The 15,416-nt window shown below is 71.2% G+C and carries 16 protein-coding genes and 1 other RNA gene; 3 read left to right on the top strand and 14 right to left on the bottom strand.

What is annotated here, in order from left to right:
• Positions 1 to 31 precede the first annotated feature (31 nt).
• The 3 genes from ACSLTV_RS19135 to ACSLTV_RS19125 form a co-directional block, all read right to left on the bottom strand.
• Entirely contained in the window at positions 32 to 1,417 is a 1,386-nt protein-coding gene (locus tag ACSLTV_RS19135) for an MFS transporter (RefSeq protein WP_432133305.1), read from the bottom strand.
• A gap of 165 nt (positions 1,418 to 1,582) precedes the next feature.
• Entirely contained in the window at positions 1,583 to 2,464 is an 882-nt protein-coding gene (locus ACSLTV_RS19130) for a hypothetical protein (RefSeq protein WP_435612536.1), read from the bottom strand.
• Positions 2,465 to 2,908: 444 nt separating this feature from the next.
• Entirely contained in the window at positions 2,909 to 3,886 is a 978-nt protein-coding gene (locus ACSLTV_RS19125; protein WP_432133308.1) for a LysR family transcriptional regulator, read from the bottom strand.
• A 111-nt stretch (positions 3,887 to 3,997) separates the two neighbouring features.
• Here ACSLTV_RS19125 and ACSLTV_RS19120 point away from each other — a divergent pair, with 111 nt between their 5' ends.
• Positions 3,998 to 5,329 (top strand): MFS transporter, encoded by a 1,332-nt coding sequence (locus tag ACSLTV_RS19120; protein ID WP_435612535.1) that lies wholly within the window; start codon positions 3,998 to 4,000, stop codon positions 5,327 to 5,329.
• Positions 5,330 to 5,581: 252 nt separating this feature from the next.
• Here ACSLTV_RS19120 and ACSLTV_RS19115 read toward each other — a convergent pair whose 3' ends face one another.
• Complete coding sequence (locus ACSLTV_RS19115) at positions 5,582 to 6,061, bottom strand: MarR family winged helix-turn-helix transcriptional regulator (protein WP_432133310.1); 480 nt, start codon at positions 6,059 to 6,061, stop codon at positions 5,582 to 5,584.
• 127 nt (positions 6,062 to 6,188) lie between these two features.
• On the opposite strand from ACSLTV_RS19115, the gene ACSLTV_RS19110 reads away from it, so the two are divergent.
• Positions 6,189 to 7,058, top strand: a complete 870-nt coding sequence (locus ACSLTV_RS19110) for an NmrA/HSCARG family protein (RefSeq protein WP_432133311.1) — start codon at positions 6,189 to 6,191, stop codon at positions 7,056 to 7,058.
• A gap of 68 nt (positions 7,059 to 7,126) precedes the next feature.
• On the opposite strand, the gene ssrA is transcribed toward ACSLTV_RS19110, so the two are convergent.
• The 5 genes from ssrA to ftsE form a co-directional block, all read right to left on the bottom strand.
• Positions 7,127 to 7,513, bottom strand: a transfer-messenger RNA (tmRNA) gene (gene ssrA / locus ACSLTV_RS19105).
• Between the two features lie 102 nt (positions 7,514 to 7,615).
• On the bottom strand, positions 7,616 to 8,161 hold the full coding sequence (gene smpB, locus ACSLTV_RS19100) for an SsrA-binding protein SmpB (protein ID WP_435612550.1): 546 nt from the start codon (positions 8,159 to 8,161) through the stop codon (positions 7,616 to 7,618).
• 195 nt (positions 8,162 to 8,356) lie between these two features.
• Positions 8,357 to 9,562, bottom strand: a complete 1,206-nt coding sequence (locus tag ACSLTV_RS19095) for a S41 family peptidase (RefSeq protein WP_432133312.1) — start codon at positions 9,560 to 9,562, stop codon at positions 8,357 to 8,359.
• 67 nt (positions 9,563 to 9,629) lie between these two features.
• Positions 9,630 to 10,547 (bottom strand): permease-like cell division protein FtsX, encoded by a 918-nt coding sequence (gene ftsX / locus ACSLTV_RS19090; RefSeq protein ID WP_435612534.1) that lies wholly within the window; start codon positions 10,545 to 10,547, stop codon positions 9,630 to 9,632.
• A gap of 61 nt (positions 10,548 to 10,608) precedes the next feature.
• Positions 10,609 to 11,298, bottom strand: coding sequence for a cell division ATP-binding protein FtsE (gene ftsE, locus ACSLTV_RS19085; RefSeq protein ID WP_399134684.1), 690 nt, complete (start codon positions 11,296 to 11,298; stop codon positions 10,609 to 10,611).
• Between the two features lie 256 nt (positions 11,299 to 11,554).
• On the opposite strand from ftsE, the gene ACSLTV_RS19080 reads away from it, so the two are divergent.
• Positions 11,555 to 11,740 carry a hypothetical protein gene (locus ACSLTV_RS19080; RefSeq protein ID WP_432133314.1) on the top strand — a complete coding sequence of 62 codons (186 nt, stop codon included), beginning with the start codon at positions 11,555 to 11,557 and terminating at the stop codon, positions 11,738 to 11,740.
• A gap of 124 nt (positions 11,741 to 11,864) precedes the next feature.
• Here the strand turns inward: ACSLTV_RS19080 and ACSLTV_RS19075 are convergent, their stop codons facing one another.
• The 5 genes from ACSLTV_RS19075 to ACSLTV_RS19055 all read right to left on the bottom strand — a co-directional run bounded on the left by ACSLTV_RS19075 (position 11,865) and on the right by ACSLTV_RS19055 (position 15,322).
• The gene (locus ACSLTV_RS19075; protein ID WP_435612533.1) at positions 11,865 to 12,671 is read right to left on the bottom strand and encodes a hypothetical protein; all 807 of its coding nucleotides are present in this window, start codon (positions 12,669 to 12,671) and stop codon (positions 11,865 to 11,867) included.
• A gap of 280 nt (positions 12,672 to 12,951) precedes the next feature.
• Positions 12,952 to 14,058 (bottom strand): peptide chain release factor 2, encoded by a 1,107-nt coding sequence (prfB, locus tag ACSLTV_RS19070; protein WP_432133316.1) that lies wholly within the window; start codon positions 14,056 to 14,058, stop codon positions 12,952 to 12,954.
• Positions 14,059 to 14,110: 52 nt separating this feature from the next.
• A complete protein-coding gene (locus tag ACSLTV_RS19065; RefSeq protein ID WP_435612532.1) occupies positions 14,111 to 14,305 on the bottom strand; it encodes a DUF397 domain-containing protein in 195 nt (64 codons plus the stop codon).
• Entirely contained in the window at positions 14,302 to 14,415 is a 114-nt protein-coding gene (locus ACSLTV_RS19060; RefSeq protein ID WP_435612549.1) for a DUF397 domain-containing protein, read from the bottom strand. Before ACSLTV_RS19060 ends, ACSLTV_RS19065 begins: the two co-directional genes overlap by 4 nt.
• Positions 14,378 to 15,322: a helix-turn-helix domain-containing protein gene (locus tag ACSLTV_RS19055; RefSeq protein WP_432157338.1), complete on the bottom strand. Its 945-nt coding sequence runs from the start codon at positions 15,320 to 15,322 to the stop codon at positions 14,378 to 14,380. Before ACSLTV_RS19055 ends, ACSLTV_RS19060 begins: the two co-directional genes overlap by 38 nt.
• Positions 15,323 to 15,416 lie beyond the last annotated feature (94 nt).

Raw genomic sequence — 15,416 nt, 5'->3', positions numbered from 1 at the left:
CTCGGATCGGCTTCATGTCGCCGGTGTTACGTCACACCTCGGCATAGCTGAGCTGCGGCTTCGTCTCCTTGGCGGAGATCGCCTCGGTGGTGGCCGCGGGCCGGCGAAGGTATACGGCCCAGGTGACCACGAAGCAGACACCGTAGTAGGCGAGGAAGCCGGCGAAGGCACCGGTGCCGGAGCCGACGGAGAGGAAGGACTGGCGCAGCGAGAGGTTGATGCCGAGTCCGCCGAGTCCGCCGACCGCGCCGATGAGCGCCATGGACGCCCCGGACAGCCGCCGCCCGTAGACGTCCGCGGCCTCGCCGGTCAGGCCGATCGCGGCGGCCTTGGCGCGGTAGATGCCCGGGATCATCTTGAACGTCGAGCCGTTGCCGATGCCGGTCAGGATGAACAGCACGATGAAGGAGCCGATGAACAGCGGCAGCGACTCCTGCACGGAGGCGATGACGACACCGGCCGCGGCGACGGCCATCAGCCCGAAGTTCCACAGGGTGACCCTGGCCCCGCCGAGCCGGTCCGCCAGCCGGCCGCCGACGGGCCGGATCAGCGAGCCCAGCAGCGGGCCGATGAAGGTGAGCGAGGCCGCCTGCAGGGGGGTCCGCCCGAACTGGTTCTGCAGGACCAGGCCGAAGGCGAAGCTGTAGCCGATGAAGGAGCCGAAGGTGCCGATGTAGAGGACGGACATGATCCAGGTGTGCGGGCTGCGCACGGCCTCCTTGGCGGCGCCGGTGTCGTTGCGCACGGGCGCGAGGTTGTCCATGGAGCGGGCGCTGAGGACGGTCGCCAGCACGATGAGCGGCAGGTAGACCGACAGCAGCACCCGCGGGTGGCCGGCGCCGGCGACTCCGATGACCAGCAGACCGAGCAGCTGCACCACGGCGACGCCGATGTTGCCGCCGCCCGCGTTCATGCCGAGCGCCCAGCCCTTCAGGCGCAGCGGGTAGAAGTTGTTGATGTTGGTCATGGAGGAGGCGAAGTTGGCCCCGCCGACACCGGTCAGGATCGCGACGATCATGAAGGTGGTGTACGAGGTGCCGGGCTCCATGACGAGCAGCAGGGCCGTGGTCGGCACCAGCAGCAGGCCCGCGCTGAAGATCGTCCAGTTCCGGCCGCCGAACCGGGCCACCGCGAAGCCGTACGGCACCCGCAGCACGGCGCCGACCAGGGAGGCCACGGCGACCAGGAAGAACTTGCCGGCCGGGTCGATGCCGTACTCCGGGCCCATGAACAGGGCCAGGACGGAGTACATGCTCCACACGGAGAAGCCGATGTGCTCGGAGATCACCGAGAAGGTCAGGTTGCGGCGGGCGATGTGCTTGCCCTGCGACTCCCAGAACGTCTCGTCCTCGGGGTCCCACTGCTCGATCCAGCGGGACCCCTTGTGGGGTGCGCCGGCACTGGTCGGGGCTGTCATGTCAGGCCTCCACGGTCTCCGGGACTCGCATCGCGCTACGAGTGGCTGAGTCCCGAAGGTAGGAAGACCGCGTTTCGACGCTGTGGCTGTGGGTGACCGGAAGGGAACGTTGCTCTCACCACGGCCCCGGGCCGGGTGAGAGGTGCGGCGGCTCGGTGTCCCGCGTCAGCCGGTCCACTCCAGGGTGTCGGTGCCGCCCTTGTCCCAGGCGATCTTCACGGAGTCGCCGACGCGCGTGCAGGTCCCCGCCCGCAGCTCGCTCTTGTCGGTGCTGCCGTACGGCGCCACGGCGATGCGGAAGGTCCCGCCGCCGGCGTCCGCGCCCATGCCCATGAGGATGCCCTCCTCGCCGCCGAGGATGTTGAGCGGGTACTTCCCCTTGTACTCGCCGGACGTGTACTGCTGCCCGACGGTGAGCAGCGCGCCGCCGGGCTCCCGCCACTGCCCGACGAAGCCGGTGGCGGGGGCCGGTCCGGGGTCGTCGGCGGGTTCCTCGGTCGGCTCGTCGAGCGGGTCGTCGCTCGGTTCGTCGGTGGGCTCGGCCGTCGGCTCCTCGGTCGGCTCGTCGGTAGGGCTGTCCGACACGGTCGGCGCGGCGGACGTGCTCTCGGCGCCCTTGGCCGTCCCCCCGTCCCCGTCGTCCCCCCTCGTCGCCAGGAACACCCCGCCCACGACCAGGACGACGGCGGTGACGGCCGCGCCGACGATCAGCGCCGTACGCCGCTTCCCGCTCCCGCCGCCGGGCGGCGCGGGCGGGTACCCCGTCGGCCCGTACGGGGCCTGCGGGTAAGGGGTCTGTCCGTACGGCGGCTGCCCCCCGGGAGGCGGGGTCGTACCGTACGGGGGCTGCGCCCCGGGCCCCGGCGGGGTCCCGTACGGCCCCGGTATCGGTGCCGTCGGCTGCCCGCCGACCGGGGTCGTCCCGTACGGGTTCGGCTGATGTCCCGCACCGTCCGGCCTCTGCGGCGGCGGCCCGTACGGCCCTGCTCCGTATCCGTCTCCAGGGCCCTGTCCGTCCTGCGGCGGCTGCGCGGGAGGGTATGTCATCGGTGGTGTCCTCCTGTCGGGTCCCTGCGGACCGGCGGCACTGTGTGGACCACATGCCTCGCCAGTCTCCACGCCCCACCCGCACGGCACGGTTCCTTCCGGCCTCCGCGCGTGGCTCGCCCCACAGCGGTTCTCCGGCGCGCCGACGAGGCACGCAAGGGGCGGGTTTCCTTCGTTTCAGACGAACAGGTCGTACGGGCGCAGACGCAGGAAGAGCATGCCGATCTGGGCCCGGGGGGGCGAACGGGGCGCGCCAGGCTCCGGTGCCCCGGTAGAGGTAGGGTTCGTGGCCCTCGTCGCCCAGCCGGGTCGCATACAGGTCGGGGCGGCCCTCGCGGTCGGCGTCGCCGAGGGCGGCGAGGTGGTCGGAGGTGTTCCAGCCGGCGCCGATGCGGACGCGCGGCGCGAAGGAGCCGTTGCCGTGGCCGAGGCCCTCGGACGGGCTCACCCGAGGTCACGAGCCCGGCCGGACATCGTGTCCATGTCGAGATCGGGAAGCCACGCTCCGCCGGGCACCCCCAGCCACGACTCCGCCTCCGTCAGCTCGGCCGCCGCCCGCCGCAGCGCGGCGAGCGCCGGGTGGATCAGCCCCCTGCGCCACACCAGGGACACGGGGGACAGCGGGACGGGGTCGACGAGCGGCCGGACCACCGTGCCCGGCAGGGCCGGGAAGCCCACCACCACGAGCACGGACGTCCCGTTCTTCTCGATGAGCCGCCGGAACTCCTCGTCCCCCACGGCCAGCGGCGCCGGCGGCGCGACCTCGATGCCCCGGCCGTCGAACAGCCGGTGCGCGAGGTCGGTCCACTCCGGGGTGCGCGGGTTCCCGGCCCCGGCGTACACGCGCTCCCCCGCGAGCGCCGACAGGGGCACCCGCGCGAGCCCGGCCAGCCGGTGGTCCTCGGGCAGCATGACCGCCATCGGCTCCCAGCGCAGCGGCTGGTGCTCCAGCCCGGACCGCAGCGCCGGGTCCAGGCCGGCGAACCGGCCGAACGACGCGTCCAGGCGCCCCGCCAGGATCTCGACCGCCGCGCCGGTCAGCCCGCTCTCGTAGCGGGCCATCAGCTCCAGTTCGGGCACGAGTTGCCGGGCCCGCGCCAGCACCCGGCGTCCGGTGGCCAGGCCGGGGGAGTTCAGGTCGACGAGGAGCGGGCGGGCCTGGCCGAAGGCGGTGAGCAGGTCCTCCTGCGCCGACAGCACACGGCGGGCGTACGGGACGAGCCGCTGTCCGTCGGGGGTCAGTGTCACCTGCCGGGTGGTCCGTACGAACAGCTCGGTGCCCAACTCCCGCTCCAGGCGCCGCACGTCGCGACTGAGGGCCTGCTGGGCGACATACAGCCGGGCGGCGGCACGGGTGAAGTGCAGTTCCTCGGCGACGGCGAGGAAGGCGCTCAGGAGGCGGGGGTCGAGGTGGGCGGGCACCGGGCGAAACTACAACGCGGGTGCGGCGCTCCGCCATTGACAATCCAGGTGCGTGAATCGGGCGCTTTCAGGTGTTGGACGCGGTGATCGCCGCGGCGGGACGGTTGCCCCATGCCGCCCACACCCGCACGTCCCCCGTCCGCCCCCTCCCCTCCGCAGCGCCTCCACACCGTCACCGCCGACGCCCTGGTCACCGTCGACCTGGCCCCCAGGACCCGCCGCCCCGCCCGCGGCCCCGGCCCGTACCGCCGTCTCCTCGCCACCCCCGGCGCCCGCGCCTTCACCGCCGGCAACCTGATCGCCCGGCTCCCCATGGGCATGTTCGGCGTGAGCGCGATCGTGATGATCGCCGGCAGCCGCGGCTCGTACGCCCTCGCGGGCGCCGTCACCGCCACCGGGCTCGCCGCGACCGCGCTGGTCGCCCCGTGGACCGCGCGGCTGGTCGACCGGTACGGCCAGGCCCGGATCGCCCTGCCCGCCGCGCTCCTCGCGGCGCTGGGCTCGCTGGCCCTGCTGCTCTGCGTGCGCCACGGCGCCCCCGACTGGACGCTGTTCGCCGCGTACGCCGCCACCGCGACCACCCCCAACACCGGCGGGATGTCCCGCGCCCGCTGGCGGCACCTGCTGCGGGGCGACGCCGCCGCCCTGCACACCGCGAACTCCTTCGAGCAGGCCGTCGACGAGCTGTGCTTCATGCTGGGCCCGGTCCTGGCGGCGTTCCTGTGCGGGACGTTCTTCCCGGAGGCGGGCACGCTCGTCGGGGTGGTCCTGCTGGTGACCGGGGTGGTGCTGTTCACCGCCCAGCGCTCGACTCAGCCGCCGGTGCGGCCCGCGCCGCGCGGGGAGCGGCGCCGGGACTCGCCGCTGCGCGCCGCGGGCATGCGGCCCCTGCTGGCCGTCTGCCTCACGATGGGCGCGGTGTTCGGCGCCACGGAGGTCGTCACCATCGCCTTCGCCGACGGGCTCGGCCACCGCACGGCGGCGGGTCCGATCCTCGCGCTGCAGGCCGCCGGGTCGTGTGGGGCGGGGCTGGTGTACGGGGCGGTGAAGCCGGCCGGGCCCGCCGAGCGCCGCTACCCGTGGTGTGTGGCGGCGATGGCGGCGCTGCTGACGCTGCCGCTGCTCGCCGCGTCACTGACCGGCTCGCTGCCGGTGCTGGCCGCGGCCGTGCTGGTCGCGGGCATGGCGACCGCCCCCACGATGATCACCAACATGACGCTGGTCCAGCAGCGCACCCCCGAGGGGCGGCTCAACGAGGGCATGACGCTCGCGGTGACCGGCCTCCTCGGCGGCATCGCGGGCGGCAGCGCGCTCGGCGGCTGGGTGGCCGAGCATCTGTCCCCCACGGTCGGATACGGCGTGCCGGTCACGGCGGCGGCCGTGGCGCTCGTCATCTCCGTACCGGCCGCACGGGTCCCGTCCGGCGCGACGAGGAGACGGTGACCTCATTCATCGACGGCATCCGGGAACGCGAGTTCCCCGAGCGGGCGCTCACCGGCCCGGAGGGCATGCTGGCCCGGCTGCACGCGCGCGGCCCGCGGGTGTGCGTGTGATCAACCCGTACATCGCGCAGCACCCCCCGGTTCGCCGAGGGCATGGCGGTGGGACTGCTGGCGGTGGGACTGCTGGTCAAGATCACCGATGTGGCCGCAGCGGGCCGGGGTGCCCCCCGGACGCCCCACCCCCGTCGGCACGTCACTCCGGCCGCGGCCGGGAGCGCAGGTGGGCGAGCTGGGTGCGGCTGAGGGCGTTCGCCTTGCGGAAGTGGCGGATGACGACCTCGAGTTCGTCGTCGGTGTGGTCGTCGGTGAGGAGCTGCCAGGTGCGGCCCAGGTCGTCCCAGAGCGCGGCGACCCGGGCGAGGCGGGCGGGCACGGGGGTGACCAGGACCCGGCGGCGGTCGTGCGGGTCGGGGGTGCGGGAGACGTAGCCGTCGCGTTCGAGGCGGTCGACCAGGCGGGTGGCGGAGCCGGTGGTGAGGCCGGTCAGGTCGGCGATCTGCCGCACGGTGAGGGGTGCGGGCTCGGCGGTCAGCAGGCTCAGGGCCTGGACGTCGGTCGGATGGAGCCCCAGGTGGTCGGCGACGGCCTGGTTGAACAGGACGCACACCGCGAGATAGCGGCGTGACTCCTTGGACAGCTCCTCGTGCAGCCGGGCTCGGCACGGATCGGTCACGGGACGGCTCACCCTCCTAATTCGCTGCGCGGCGCAGCAATCCCGGGCTATTCTGCTGCGCGACGCAGCTAATGCGTTACGCAGTAATTCTAACGTCCCACCGGGGACCGTCCTCCCAGGAGACCTCATGCCCACCGTCGCCGTCACCGGAGCCACCGGCGCCCAGGGCGGAGCCACCGCCCGCGCCCTGCTGGCCGCCGGCCACCGGGTCCGCGCCCTGACCCGCCACCCCGGCTCCCCCGCCGCCGACGCCCTGCGCGGCCTCGGCGCCGACGTCCGGCACGCCGACTTCGACGACCGCGCCTCCCTCGACGCCGCCCTCACCGGCGCGGACGCGTTGTTCGCGGTCACCACCCCCTTCGGCACCGACACCGCCACCGAGACACGCCAGGGCATGACCCTCGTCGACGCCGCGGCGGCCGCCCGCCTCGGCCATGTCGTCCTCACCTCCGCCGCCCACGCCGACCGCGGCACCGGCGTCCCGCACTACGACAGCAAGCACGCCGTCGAGCGGTACCTGTGCGCGTCCGGCGTGCCCTGGACCGTGATCGCCCCCGCCGCCTTCATGGACAACTACGCCTCCGGCTGGGCCCTCGCAGAGCTGCGCGAGGGCACCTTCGCCTGGCCGATGCCCGCCGACCTGCCCCTCACCCTGATCCCGGCCGCCGACATCGGCGCGTTCGCCGCGCTCGCCCTGCGCCGCCGCGCCGAGTTCACCGGCCGCCGCATCGACATCGCCTCCGACACCCGCACACCCCGGCAGATGGCAGAGGTGCTGACCGCCACCACCGGCCGCCCGGTCGTCCACCGGGAGGTGCCCCTGCGGGAGGTCCGCGGCCATTCCGAGGATCTGGCCGCCATGTTCGCGTACTTCACCACCGCCGGCCTCGACGTCGATGTCGCCGGACTGCGCCGCGCCCATCCCGAGGTCCGCTGGCACGGCTTCGACGACTGGGCCAGCCGGCAGGACTGGCCGGCGCTGCTGGGCCCCCGGTGAGCGGGCGCCCGGACAACGCCGAGGGCCCGGCGGTCTGTGCGACCACCGGGCCCTCGGCTACATGGAGATTGTGGAGATGGCGGGAATCGAACCCGCGTCCAACGGTGCGGAACCAGGGCTTCTCCGTGTGCAGTTCGCTGTGCTTTTCTCGGCCCCGGCGATCACGCGAACAAGTCGCCGACGGGCCCAGTCACTGTTTGGTTTCCCTCTTCACCCCGTGACCGGGATCAAGGTTTAGTCCCCTAGCTGATGCCAGGATCCGGGTCGGGAACAGCCCCGGGCTGACACTCCTATGAGAGTTCGCTCAGCTGCTGATTAGGCAGCGAGGGCGAACGAGGAGGAATCGCGCTTGGTGTTGGCGATTATTGGTTTCGGCCTGTGGTTTACGAGATCATGGCCGCTTCCTCGACACGCTTCCCCTGCTTCGACATCCGCTGTCGAAACCGATCATCCCCATGTTGTTTTTTCAAACCGCGCACCCGCTGTGAGGTGCAGGTGCCATCGTACGTGACCAACGCGGGCCGATGCCAGCGTATTCCCCGGCCGGCCCGCCCCCGCTACGCGCCCCGCTGCCTGCGCTTCGCCGCCGCGATCGCGCGGGCCGCCTCGCGCCGGTCCTGCTGCTCGCGCAGCGTCTGCCGCTTGTCGTACTCCTTCTTGCCGCGCGCGAGCCCGATCTCGGCCTTCGCCCGGCCGTCCTTGAAGTACAGGGCGAGCGGCACGATGGTGTGACCCGTCTCCTCCGCCTTGACCGCCAGCTTGTCGATCTCCTCGCGGTGCAGCAGCAGCTTGCGCTTGCGGCGCGCGGAGTGGTTGGTCCAGCTGCCCTGGCTGTACTCGGGGATGTGCGCGTTGAACAGCCACGCCTCACCCCCGTCCACCTGGACGAACCCGTCGGCCAGCGACGCCCGGCCCTGCCGCAGCGACTTCACCTCGGTCCCGGTGAGCACCAGACCGGCCTCGTAGGTGTCGATGATCGCGTAGTCGTGCCGCGCCTTCTTGTTCTGCGCGACGATCTTGCGGCCGCCGCCCTTCTCGCCGTCCTTGGCCTTCGCGGCCGTCCCGCCGCCCTGCTTGGGCTGGGACTCCTTGGGTACGTACATTCCCTTGCTCATAGTGCCGTCCATTTTGGCACCAGGCAGGGGGTCGGCGGGAAGCCGATTAACGGGCTCGGCGGCGGCGACGGCCGCTCGGCAGCCGCTCACCCGTCACCCACCGGCCGCCCACCGGCCGCCCGGCAGTCACTCAACGGCTGCTCAGCGGGTGCTCAACGGCCGCTCAACGGCCGCTCGGCCGGCTCAGCGGGCGGATTCCGCGGCCTTGCCGCCCAGCCCGCTGAGCACCGTCCGCGCCTGCCGCAGCGCCGCCGTGTCCGACCCGTCCGTGTCCAGGTCGGGGGTGATGCCCCTGCCGTCGACCGCCCGGCCGGACGGGGTGCGGTAGTGGCCGACGGTCAGCTCCGCCACGGAGCCGTCGGGCAGCCGGCTCGGCATCTGCACCGAGCCCTTGCCGAAGGTCCGCGACCCCACGACGACCGCGCGGCCCCGGTCCTGCAGCGCGCCGGTGAGCAGCTCGGCCGCGCTCATGGTGCCGCCGTCGACCAGCGTGACCAGGGGCCGGTCGGTGTCGCCGCCGGTGTCGGCGTGCAGGGCGCGCTGGTCGCCGTCGACGTCGTAGGTGGCGACCAGCCCGCCGTCCAGGAAGGCGGACGCCGCGGTGACGGCCTCGGTGACCAGGCCCCCCGAGTTGCCGCGCAGGTCGAGCACGATCCCGGCGCCGGCCGGTGCCTCGCGCACGGCGGTCCGTACGGTCCTGCCGACGCCCTTGGTGAACGCGCCGAGCCGGATCACGGTGACCCCGTCGGCGAGCTGCCGCACCGTGACGGACTCGGTGGACAGGCTGGCCCGGCGCAGCGTCTCGCGCCACGCGCGCGTGCCGCGCTGCACACCGAGGGTGACGGCCGTACCGGCGCCCGCCTCGGTGGCGTCGCCGCGCAGCAGGGAGACGACCTCCGTGACGGGCAGCCCGTCGACCTTGCGGCCGTCGACGCTGACCAGGCGGTCCCCGGCGCGCAGCCCGGCCTGCGCCGCGGGCGACCCGCCGCTCACCCGGATCACCTCGATCCGTCCGTCGCCCTCCTGGCGGGTCCACAGCCCGACGCCGGTGTAGCGCCCGTCCAGCGCCTGCTCGAACTCCTCGTACTCGCCCTCGGAGTACACCGCACCCCACCGGTCCCCGCTGCGGCTGACGGCCCGCTCGGCGGCCTCGGCGGGCGACTTCCCGTCGGCCAGCGCCTCGGCGGCGGCCTCGGCGACCTCGGCGTGCCGCGCGGTCGGCGCGGCCGCCTGCCGCGCCTCGCCCTCCGCCGCGTCCCGGCCCTGCCCGGTGTCCCCCGGCAGCGACCCGGTGGCCGCCCCGGCCGCCAGCACCCCGGCGAACACCAACGTCAGGAGAGCCCCGCGGCCGAGACGGCGGGGCTGGCAGAACAGGTCACGACCTGACATGGCGGTGAGTCTAGGGGAACGAAAAGGGCCGTACGGCGACTTGCCCGTACGGCCCTCTTGGCAAGCGTCACACCTTGAGGTACTTGCGCAGCGCGAAGAACGCTGCCAGGGCGGGCATCAGGAGACTGGTCATCAGGATGAGGGGCAGGTACTTCAGCACCGCGTCCCAGCCGATGAAGTTGATCAGCGTCAGCTTGTCCGACAGCGCGAGTCCGTGATCGATGATGAAGTACCGTGCGATCACCAGGAATCCGCAGGCGACGGTGCCGCCGATGAGGCCGGCGACCGCGGCCTCGGCGATGAACGGTGCCTGGATGTAGAAGCCCGAGGCACCGACCAGGCGCATGATCCCGGTTTCACGCCTGCGGCTGAACGCCGAGACGCGCACCGTGTTGACGATCAGCATGAGCGCCACGACGAGCATCAGGGCCATCACCGCGCGCGCGGCCCAGTTCATGCCGTTGAGCAGCTGGAAGAGGTTGTCCAGGATGCCCTTCTGGTCCTGCACCGACTGCACGCCCTCGCGCCCGTCGAAGGCGGTCGCGATGACCTGGTACTTCTCCGGGTCCTTCAGCTTGACCCGGTACGACTCCTGCATCTGGTCCGGGGTGAGGGAGGCGGCCAGCGGGGAGTCGCCGAACTGCTCCTTGTAGTGCTTGTAGGCCTCGTCCTGCGACTCGTAGGAGACCGTGTCGACGACCGTCATCTTCTTCAGGTCACCGAGGATCTCCTTCTTCTGGTCCTCGGTGACGGCGCCCTTGGCACAGTTCGGGTCGGACGCGGCGTCGCTCTTGTTGCAGAGGAAGATCGAGACGTTGACCTTGTCGTACCAGTAGCCCTTCATGGTGCTGACCTGGTCGCTCATCAGCAGCGACCCACCGAAGAGCGCCAGGGACAGGGCCACGGAGACGATGACGGCGAACGTCATCGTCAGGTTGCGGCGGAGACCGACACCGATCTCGGACAGTACGAACTGGGCGCGCATGGCGACGGATCAAGCCTTTCCGTGGAACAGGTGCACAGGTGCGGGAGGGGGGCGGGCGGTCTCAGTGCTGGTAGCCGTAGACGCCGCGCGCCTGGTCACGCACGAGACGGCCCTTCTCCAGCTCGATGACGCGCTTGCGCATCTGGTCCACGATGTTCTGGTCGTGCGTCGCCATCACCACGGTGGTGCCGGTCCGGTTGATCCGGTCCAGCAGCTTCATGATGCCGACGGAGGTCTGCGGGTCGAGGTTGCCGGTCGGCTCGTCGCAGATCAGCAGCTTCGGCCGGTTGACGAAGGCCCGCGCGATGGCGACACGCTGCTGCTCACCACCGGAGAGCTCGCCCGGCATCCGGTCCTCCTTGCCGCCGAGCCCGACGAGGTCGAGGACCTGGGGCACGGACTTGCGGATCTCACCGCGGGACTTGCCGATGACCTCCTGCGCGAAGGCGACGTTCTCGCCGACCGTCTTGTTCGGCAGCAGCCGGAAGTCCTGGAAGACGGTCCCCAGCTGGCGGCGCATCTGCGGCACCTTCCAGTTGGAGAGGCGGGCGAGGTCCTTGCCCAGGACGTGCACCTGCCCGTGACTGGCCCGCTCCTCGCGGAGGACCAGCCGCAGGAAGGTGGACTTTCCGGAGCCGGAGGACCCGACGAGGAACACGAACTCGCCCTTCTCGACCTCCAGGGAGACATCCCTGAGGGCTGGACGGGTCTGCTTGGGGTAGACCTTGGAGACGTTGTCGAATCGGATCACGGGTGCACCACGGGTCGCCGGGGGTAGATGGCGTGACCATACGCGACCTGGGCACGCGAGCGCAGGCGCCGTACGGGGTTGGGGGCGGGTTGTGCGCATTTGTCGGCGGGGTACCCGTCCGGGGTGAGGAAGGCCCCTCGCCCCCTTGACCGAGGCCCCGCGCACGCTCCGCGGGAACCTGGCACAGTGGTAGGGGAACGTTCGGGTTTCCGTCGGCGTTGTACGGAGCAGAACCGGTGCGAGGAGGGCGAGGCGCATGACGTACGACCGGTTGGTGTGCGCGAACTGCGCGGCGCCCGTGAGCGAGGGCCGGTGCCCGGTGTGCCGTGCGAACCGCGAGCGGCTGCAGCAGGAGAATTTCTTCGCGGGGCTGAACCCGATGGCCCTGATCGCGCTGCTGGCGGTGCTGGTGGCGGCGGTGGCCCTGCTGGCGCACGTGTGACGCCCACGGCCACGCAAGAGCGCTGAAGAGGCCCGGAGCCGGCTGCTCCGGGCCTCTTCTTTCATGTCTTTCACACTGAGGCGCGTCTACGTCCCGTAAGGGACCGCCTACGGTACGTCGACCGTCAGGCGGCGGCACCCCGGCCCGCGGCGAGGCGCGGGAGGACACGGAAGCCGACGCCACCGGCGATCATGGTGGCGGCACCGATGATCAGGAAGGTGGTCTCACCGGCACCGGTCTCGGCGAGCTCCTTGCCACCGCCCTGGGCGTTGGTGTTGGAGGAGCCGCCGCCCGAGCCCGAGGTCTCGGAGGTGTCGGTCAGCGCGGAGGTACCGGCCTCCTGGGCGGAGTTGTCGTTGCCGCCGCCGTTGGTGTCGGTGTTGGAGTTGCCACCGCCGGAGTTGCTGTTCGAGCCGCCGCTGGCGTTGCCGGAACCGCCGCCGTTGGCGTTGTCCGAGCCGCCGTTGCCAGAGCCGCCGTTGCCGTTGCCGCCGTTGCCGTTGCCGTTGCCGTTGCCGCCGTTGCCGGAACCGCCACCCGGGTTGTCGGGGTTCTCACCGCCCGGGTTGTCGGGGTTCTCACCACCGGGGTTGTCCGGGTTCTCACCACCCGGGTTGTCGGGGTTCTCACCGCCCGGGTTGTCGGGGTTCTCACCACCGGGGTTGTCCGGGTTCTCACCACCCGGGTTGTCGGGGTTCTCACCACCCGGGTTGTCCGGGTTCTCGCCGTCGTCCGTGCACTCAGGGTTGGTCGGGAAGAGCTCGCAGACATCGCCGGGCTCTTCGCCGTCCAGGGTGGAGACAAGCCCGCTCTCGCCACCCTCGTTGCCGTCGACGGCCTGGGCCACGCCGGCCACGGTCAGCGAGGCACCCGCGGCGATCACGGCGCCGGCGGCGATGCGCGCGACCCGGATCCGCGTCTTCTTGGTCATATGGTTGCTACCCCCAGTAGCTGTTCGTCGAAGAGGCAGCGCTCGGGGCCGTGATCAACGGAGGTAGCTGAGATGAAGCGAATCCCCCCGGTTCACATGCGCCCCAGAGATACGCATGCCAGCCTTCACCCTTCCGAGTTTTCAAAGGATCGTCAAGGCCGTTGCGTGCGCAATGTCCAGGTCCGGTCACTATGCCGGATCTCCGGCCTGTGAGTGTGATGTAAAACCCAGACACACAACAACCGCCCCCGAGTTGGGGGCGGTTGCCATGTCGACAAAGCTACTTCTCTTGCTGCTTGCGCCAGCGAATGCCGGCCTCCAGGAAGCCGTCGATCTCGCCGTTGAAGACGGCCTCGGGGTTGCCGACCTCGAACTCGGTCCGCAGGTCCTTGACCATCTGGTACGGGTGCAGGACGTACGACCGCATCTGGTTGCCCCAGGAGTTGCCGCCGTCGCCCTTGAGGGCGTCCATCTTGGCCTGCTCCTCCTGGCGGCGCCGCTCCAGCAGCTTGGCCTGGAGGACGTTCATCGCGGTGGCCTTGTTCTGGATCTGCGACCGCTCGTTCTGGCAGGAGACGACGATGCCGGTGGGCAGGTGGGTGATGCGCACGGCGGAGTCGGTCGTGTTGACGCCCTGACCGCCCGGCCCGGAGGACCGGTAGACGTCGATGCGCAGCTCGGACTCGTCGATCTCGACGTGGTCGGACTGCTCCACCACGGGCAGCACCTCGACACCCGCGAATGAGGTCTGCCGCCGCCCCTGGTTGTCGAACGGCGAGATGCGGACGAGCCGGTGCGTCCCCTGCTCCACGGACAGCGTGCCGTAGGCGTACGGCACCTGCACGGAGAAGGTGGTCGACTTGATGCCGGCCTCCTCCGCGTACGACGTCTCGATCAGCTCGGTCTTGTAGCCCTTCTGCTCCGCCCACCGCAGGTACATCCGCTGCAGCTTCTCGGCGAAGTCGGCGGCGTCCACGCCACCGGCCTCGGCGCGGATGTTGACGAGCGCCTCGCGGGAGTCGTACTCACCGCTCAGCAGGGTCCGGACCTCCATCTCGTCCAGCGCCTTCTTCACGGCGGCCAGCTCGGACTCGGCCTCGGCACGGGTGTCCGGGTCGTCCTCCTCCTCGGCCATCTCGAAGAGCACGGCGAGATCGTCGATCCGCGAGCGCAGGGCCTCGGCCTTCCTCACCTCGGCCTGGAGGTGGGACAGCTTGCTGGTGATCTTCTGCGCCTCGTCCGGGTTGTCCCACAGGGACGGCGCGGCCGCCTGCTCCTCGAGCACGGCGATATCTGCCCTCAGCTTGTCGAGGTCCAGAACGGCCTCGATCGACTCCATGGTCGAGGAGAGGGACTTGAGCTCTTCGGATACATCGACGACTGCCACGCCTCCCAGCGTAACGGCTCCGCCAACCGGCGTGCCCCGACGTCGCCCTCGGTCACGCTCCGTAACGCGCCACGAACGCGACCCAGGCCGCGCGGCTGACGGTCAGCACCGGGCCGCCGGGATTCTTACTGTCACGGACGGGGACGACGCCGGGGATAGCGGGGGCGATTTCGACGCAGTTGCCGCCGTTGTCCCCGCTGTAGCTGCTCTTGATCCAGGTCGCCGCGCCGCGCTCGGGCCTGTTCACCGAGCGGCCCGAACGAACGCCAACCATGCCGACCGGCCAACAACGAGCACCGGGCCGTCGGGACACTTGCTGTCACGGACGGGGACGACGCCGGGGATACCGGGGGCGATTTCGATGCAGTCGCCGCCGTTGTCCCCGCTGTAGCTGCTCTTGATCCAGGTCGCCGCGCCGAGTCCGGGCCTGTTCATGATGCTCGCACCTCTCCATTGCGTCACTGATCAGAGCGGCGGAATCGCGGGCTGACAGAGCGTCCGCCCTGAGCACATCATAGGCCCGGAGGTGACGCAGGTAGACGGCCGGATCGTTGTTGAAGTGGCCACGGTCGAGCGACTCCGAGTAGACCCAGCGCTCACCCTTCGGCAGCGTGATCAGCGACATGGAGCCGTTGGGGCGCCGGATGTCCGGGGCATCCGGCGGAACCACTTGGATGCAGATGTTGGGGCATCGCCCGGCCTCCAGCAGGTGTGCGTACTGGTCCCACATGACTGTTGCGCTTCCCACCATGTTGCGCAGGCAGCTCTCGTCCAGCAGCACGACGTACAGCGGACCGTCGCCGGACAAGAAGCGCTGCTGCCGACTCAGCCGAGCACGGACGCGCACCTCGGCCTGGTCATCGCTCAAGACACGCGAGAACAGCGTCCACGCATAGTCAGGCGTCTGCAGCAGGCCCGGGACAACCCGCTCTTGGTACGCACGCAGCTCCACCGCCTCCGCATCCATATCAGCCCGCCGCTGGAACCAGTCCGGATGCTGCACCTCCGGATACCAGTCGATCTTCCCCCAGAGACGCCCCAACACCCCGCCCGTGCCCAGCAACTCATCGCACTGCTTGGCGAACGTGTCCGTCGGTACGCGAGTGCCCGCCTCGATACGGGCCACGTGGGACCGGTCGCACGGGATCTGCGCGGCCAGCGCGCCCTGCGTGAGACCGGCAGCCTCCCGGAAATGTTTCAGCACCTCACCGAAGACGGCTGCCGTGGTGACCCCGGCGCCCCCGTCCGCGTTGCGTCGGCTCATGCCCCGCCCCCCCTGTGTCAGTCGATCAATGACACTCGTCCGCCCTTGCGACCGGACGCCGCACTGAGCAACGCTCGATATACACAGAGTAATT

This window comes from Streptomyces sp. bgisy159 (assembly GCF_965341775.1).
Classification (GTDB): Bacteria; Actinomycetota; Actinomycetes; order Streptomycetales; family Streptomycetaceae; genus Streptomyces.
Note: the sequence above shows the minus strand (reverse complement) of the source record. Positions and strands in the feature narration are given on the sequence as shown.

Coding starts and splice junctions, on each gene's coding strand:
- ACSLTV_RS19095 (WP_432133312.1), bottom strand. CDS start 9,562: ATGTCAGGTCGTGACCTGTTCTGCCAGCCCCGCCGTCTCGGCCGCGGG.
- ACSLTV_RS19135 (WP_432133305.1), bottom strand. CDS start 1,417: ATGACAGCCCCGACCAGTGCCGGCGCACCCCACAAGGGGTCCCGCTGG.
- smpB (WP_435612550.1), bottom strand. CDS start 8,161: ATGTACGTACCCAAGGAGTCCCAGCCCAAGCAGGGCGGCGGGACGGCC.
- ACSLTV_RS19110 (WP_432133311.1), top strand. CDS start 6,189: ATGCCCACCGTCGCCGTCACCGGAGCCACCGGCGCCCAGGGCGGAGCC.
- ACSLTV_RS19080 (WP_432133314.1), top strand. CDS start 11,555: ATGACGTACGACCGGTTGGTGTGCGCGAACTGCGCGGCGCCCGTGAGC.
- ACSLTV_RS19055 (WP_432157338.1), bottom strand. CDS start 15,322: ATGAGCCGACGCAACGCGGACGGGGGCGCCGGGGTCACCACGGCAGCC.
- ACSLTV_RS19075 (WP_435612533.1), bottom strand. CDS start 12,671: ATGACCAAGAAGACGCGGATCCGGGTCGCGCGCATCGCCGCCGGCGCC.
- ACSLTV_RS19120 (WP_435612535.1), top strand. CDS start 3,998: ATGCCGCCCACACCCGCACGTCCCCCGTCCGCCCCCTCCCCTCCGCAG.
- ACSLTV_RS19130 (WP_435612536.1), bottom strand. CDS start 2,464: ATGACATACCCTCCCGCGCAGCCGCCGCAGGACGGACAGGGCCCTGGA.
- ftsX (WP_435612534.1), bottom strand. CDS start 10,547: ATGCGCGCCCAGTTCGTACTGTCCGAGATCGGTGTCGGTCTCCGCCGC.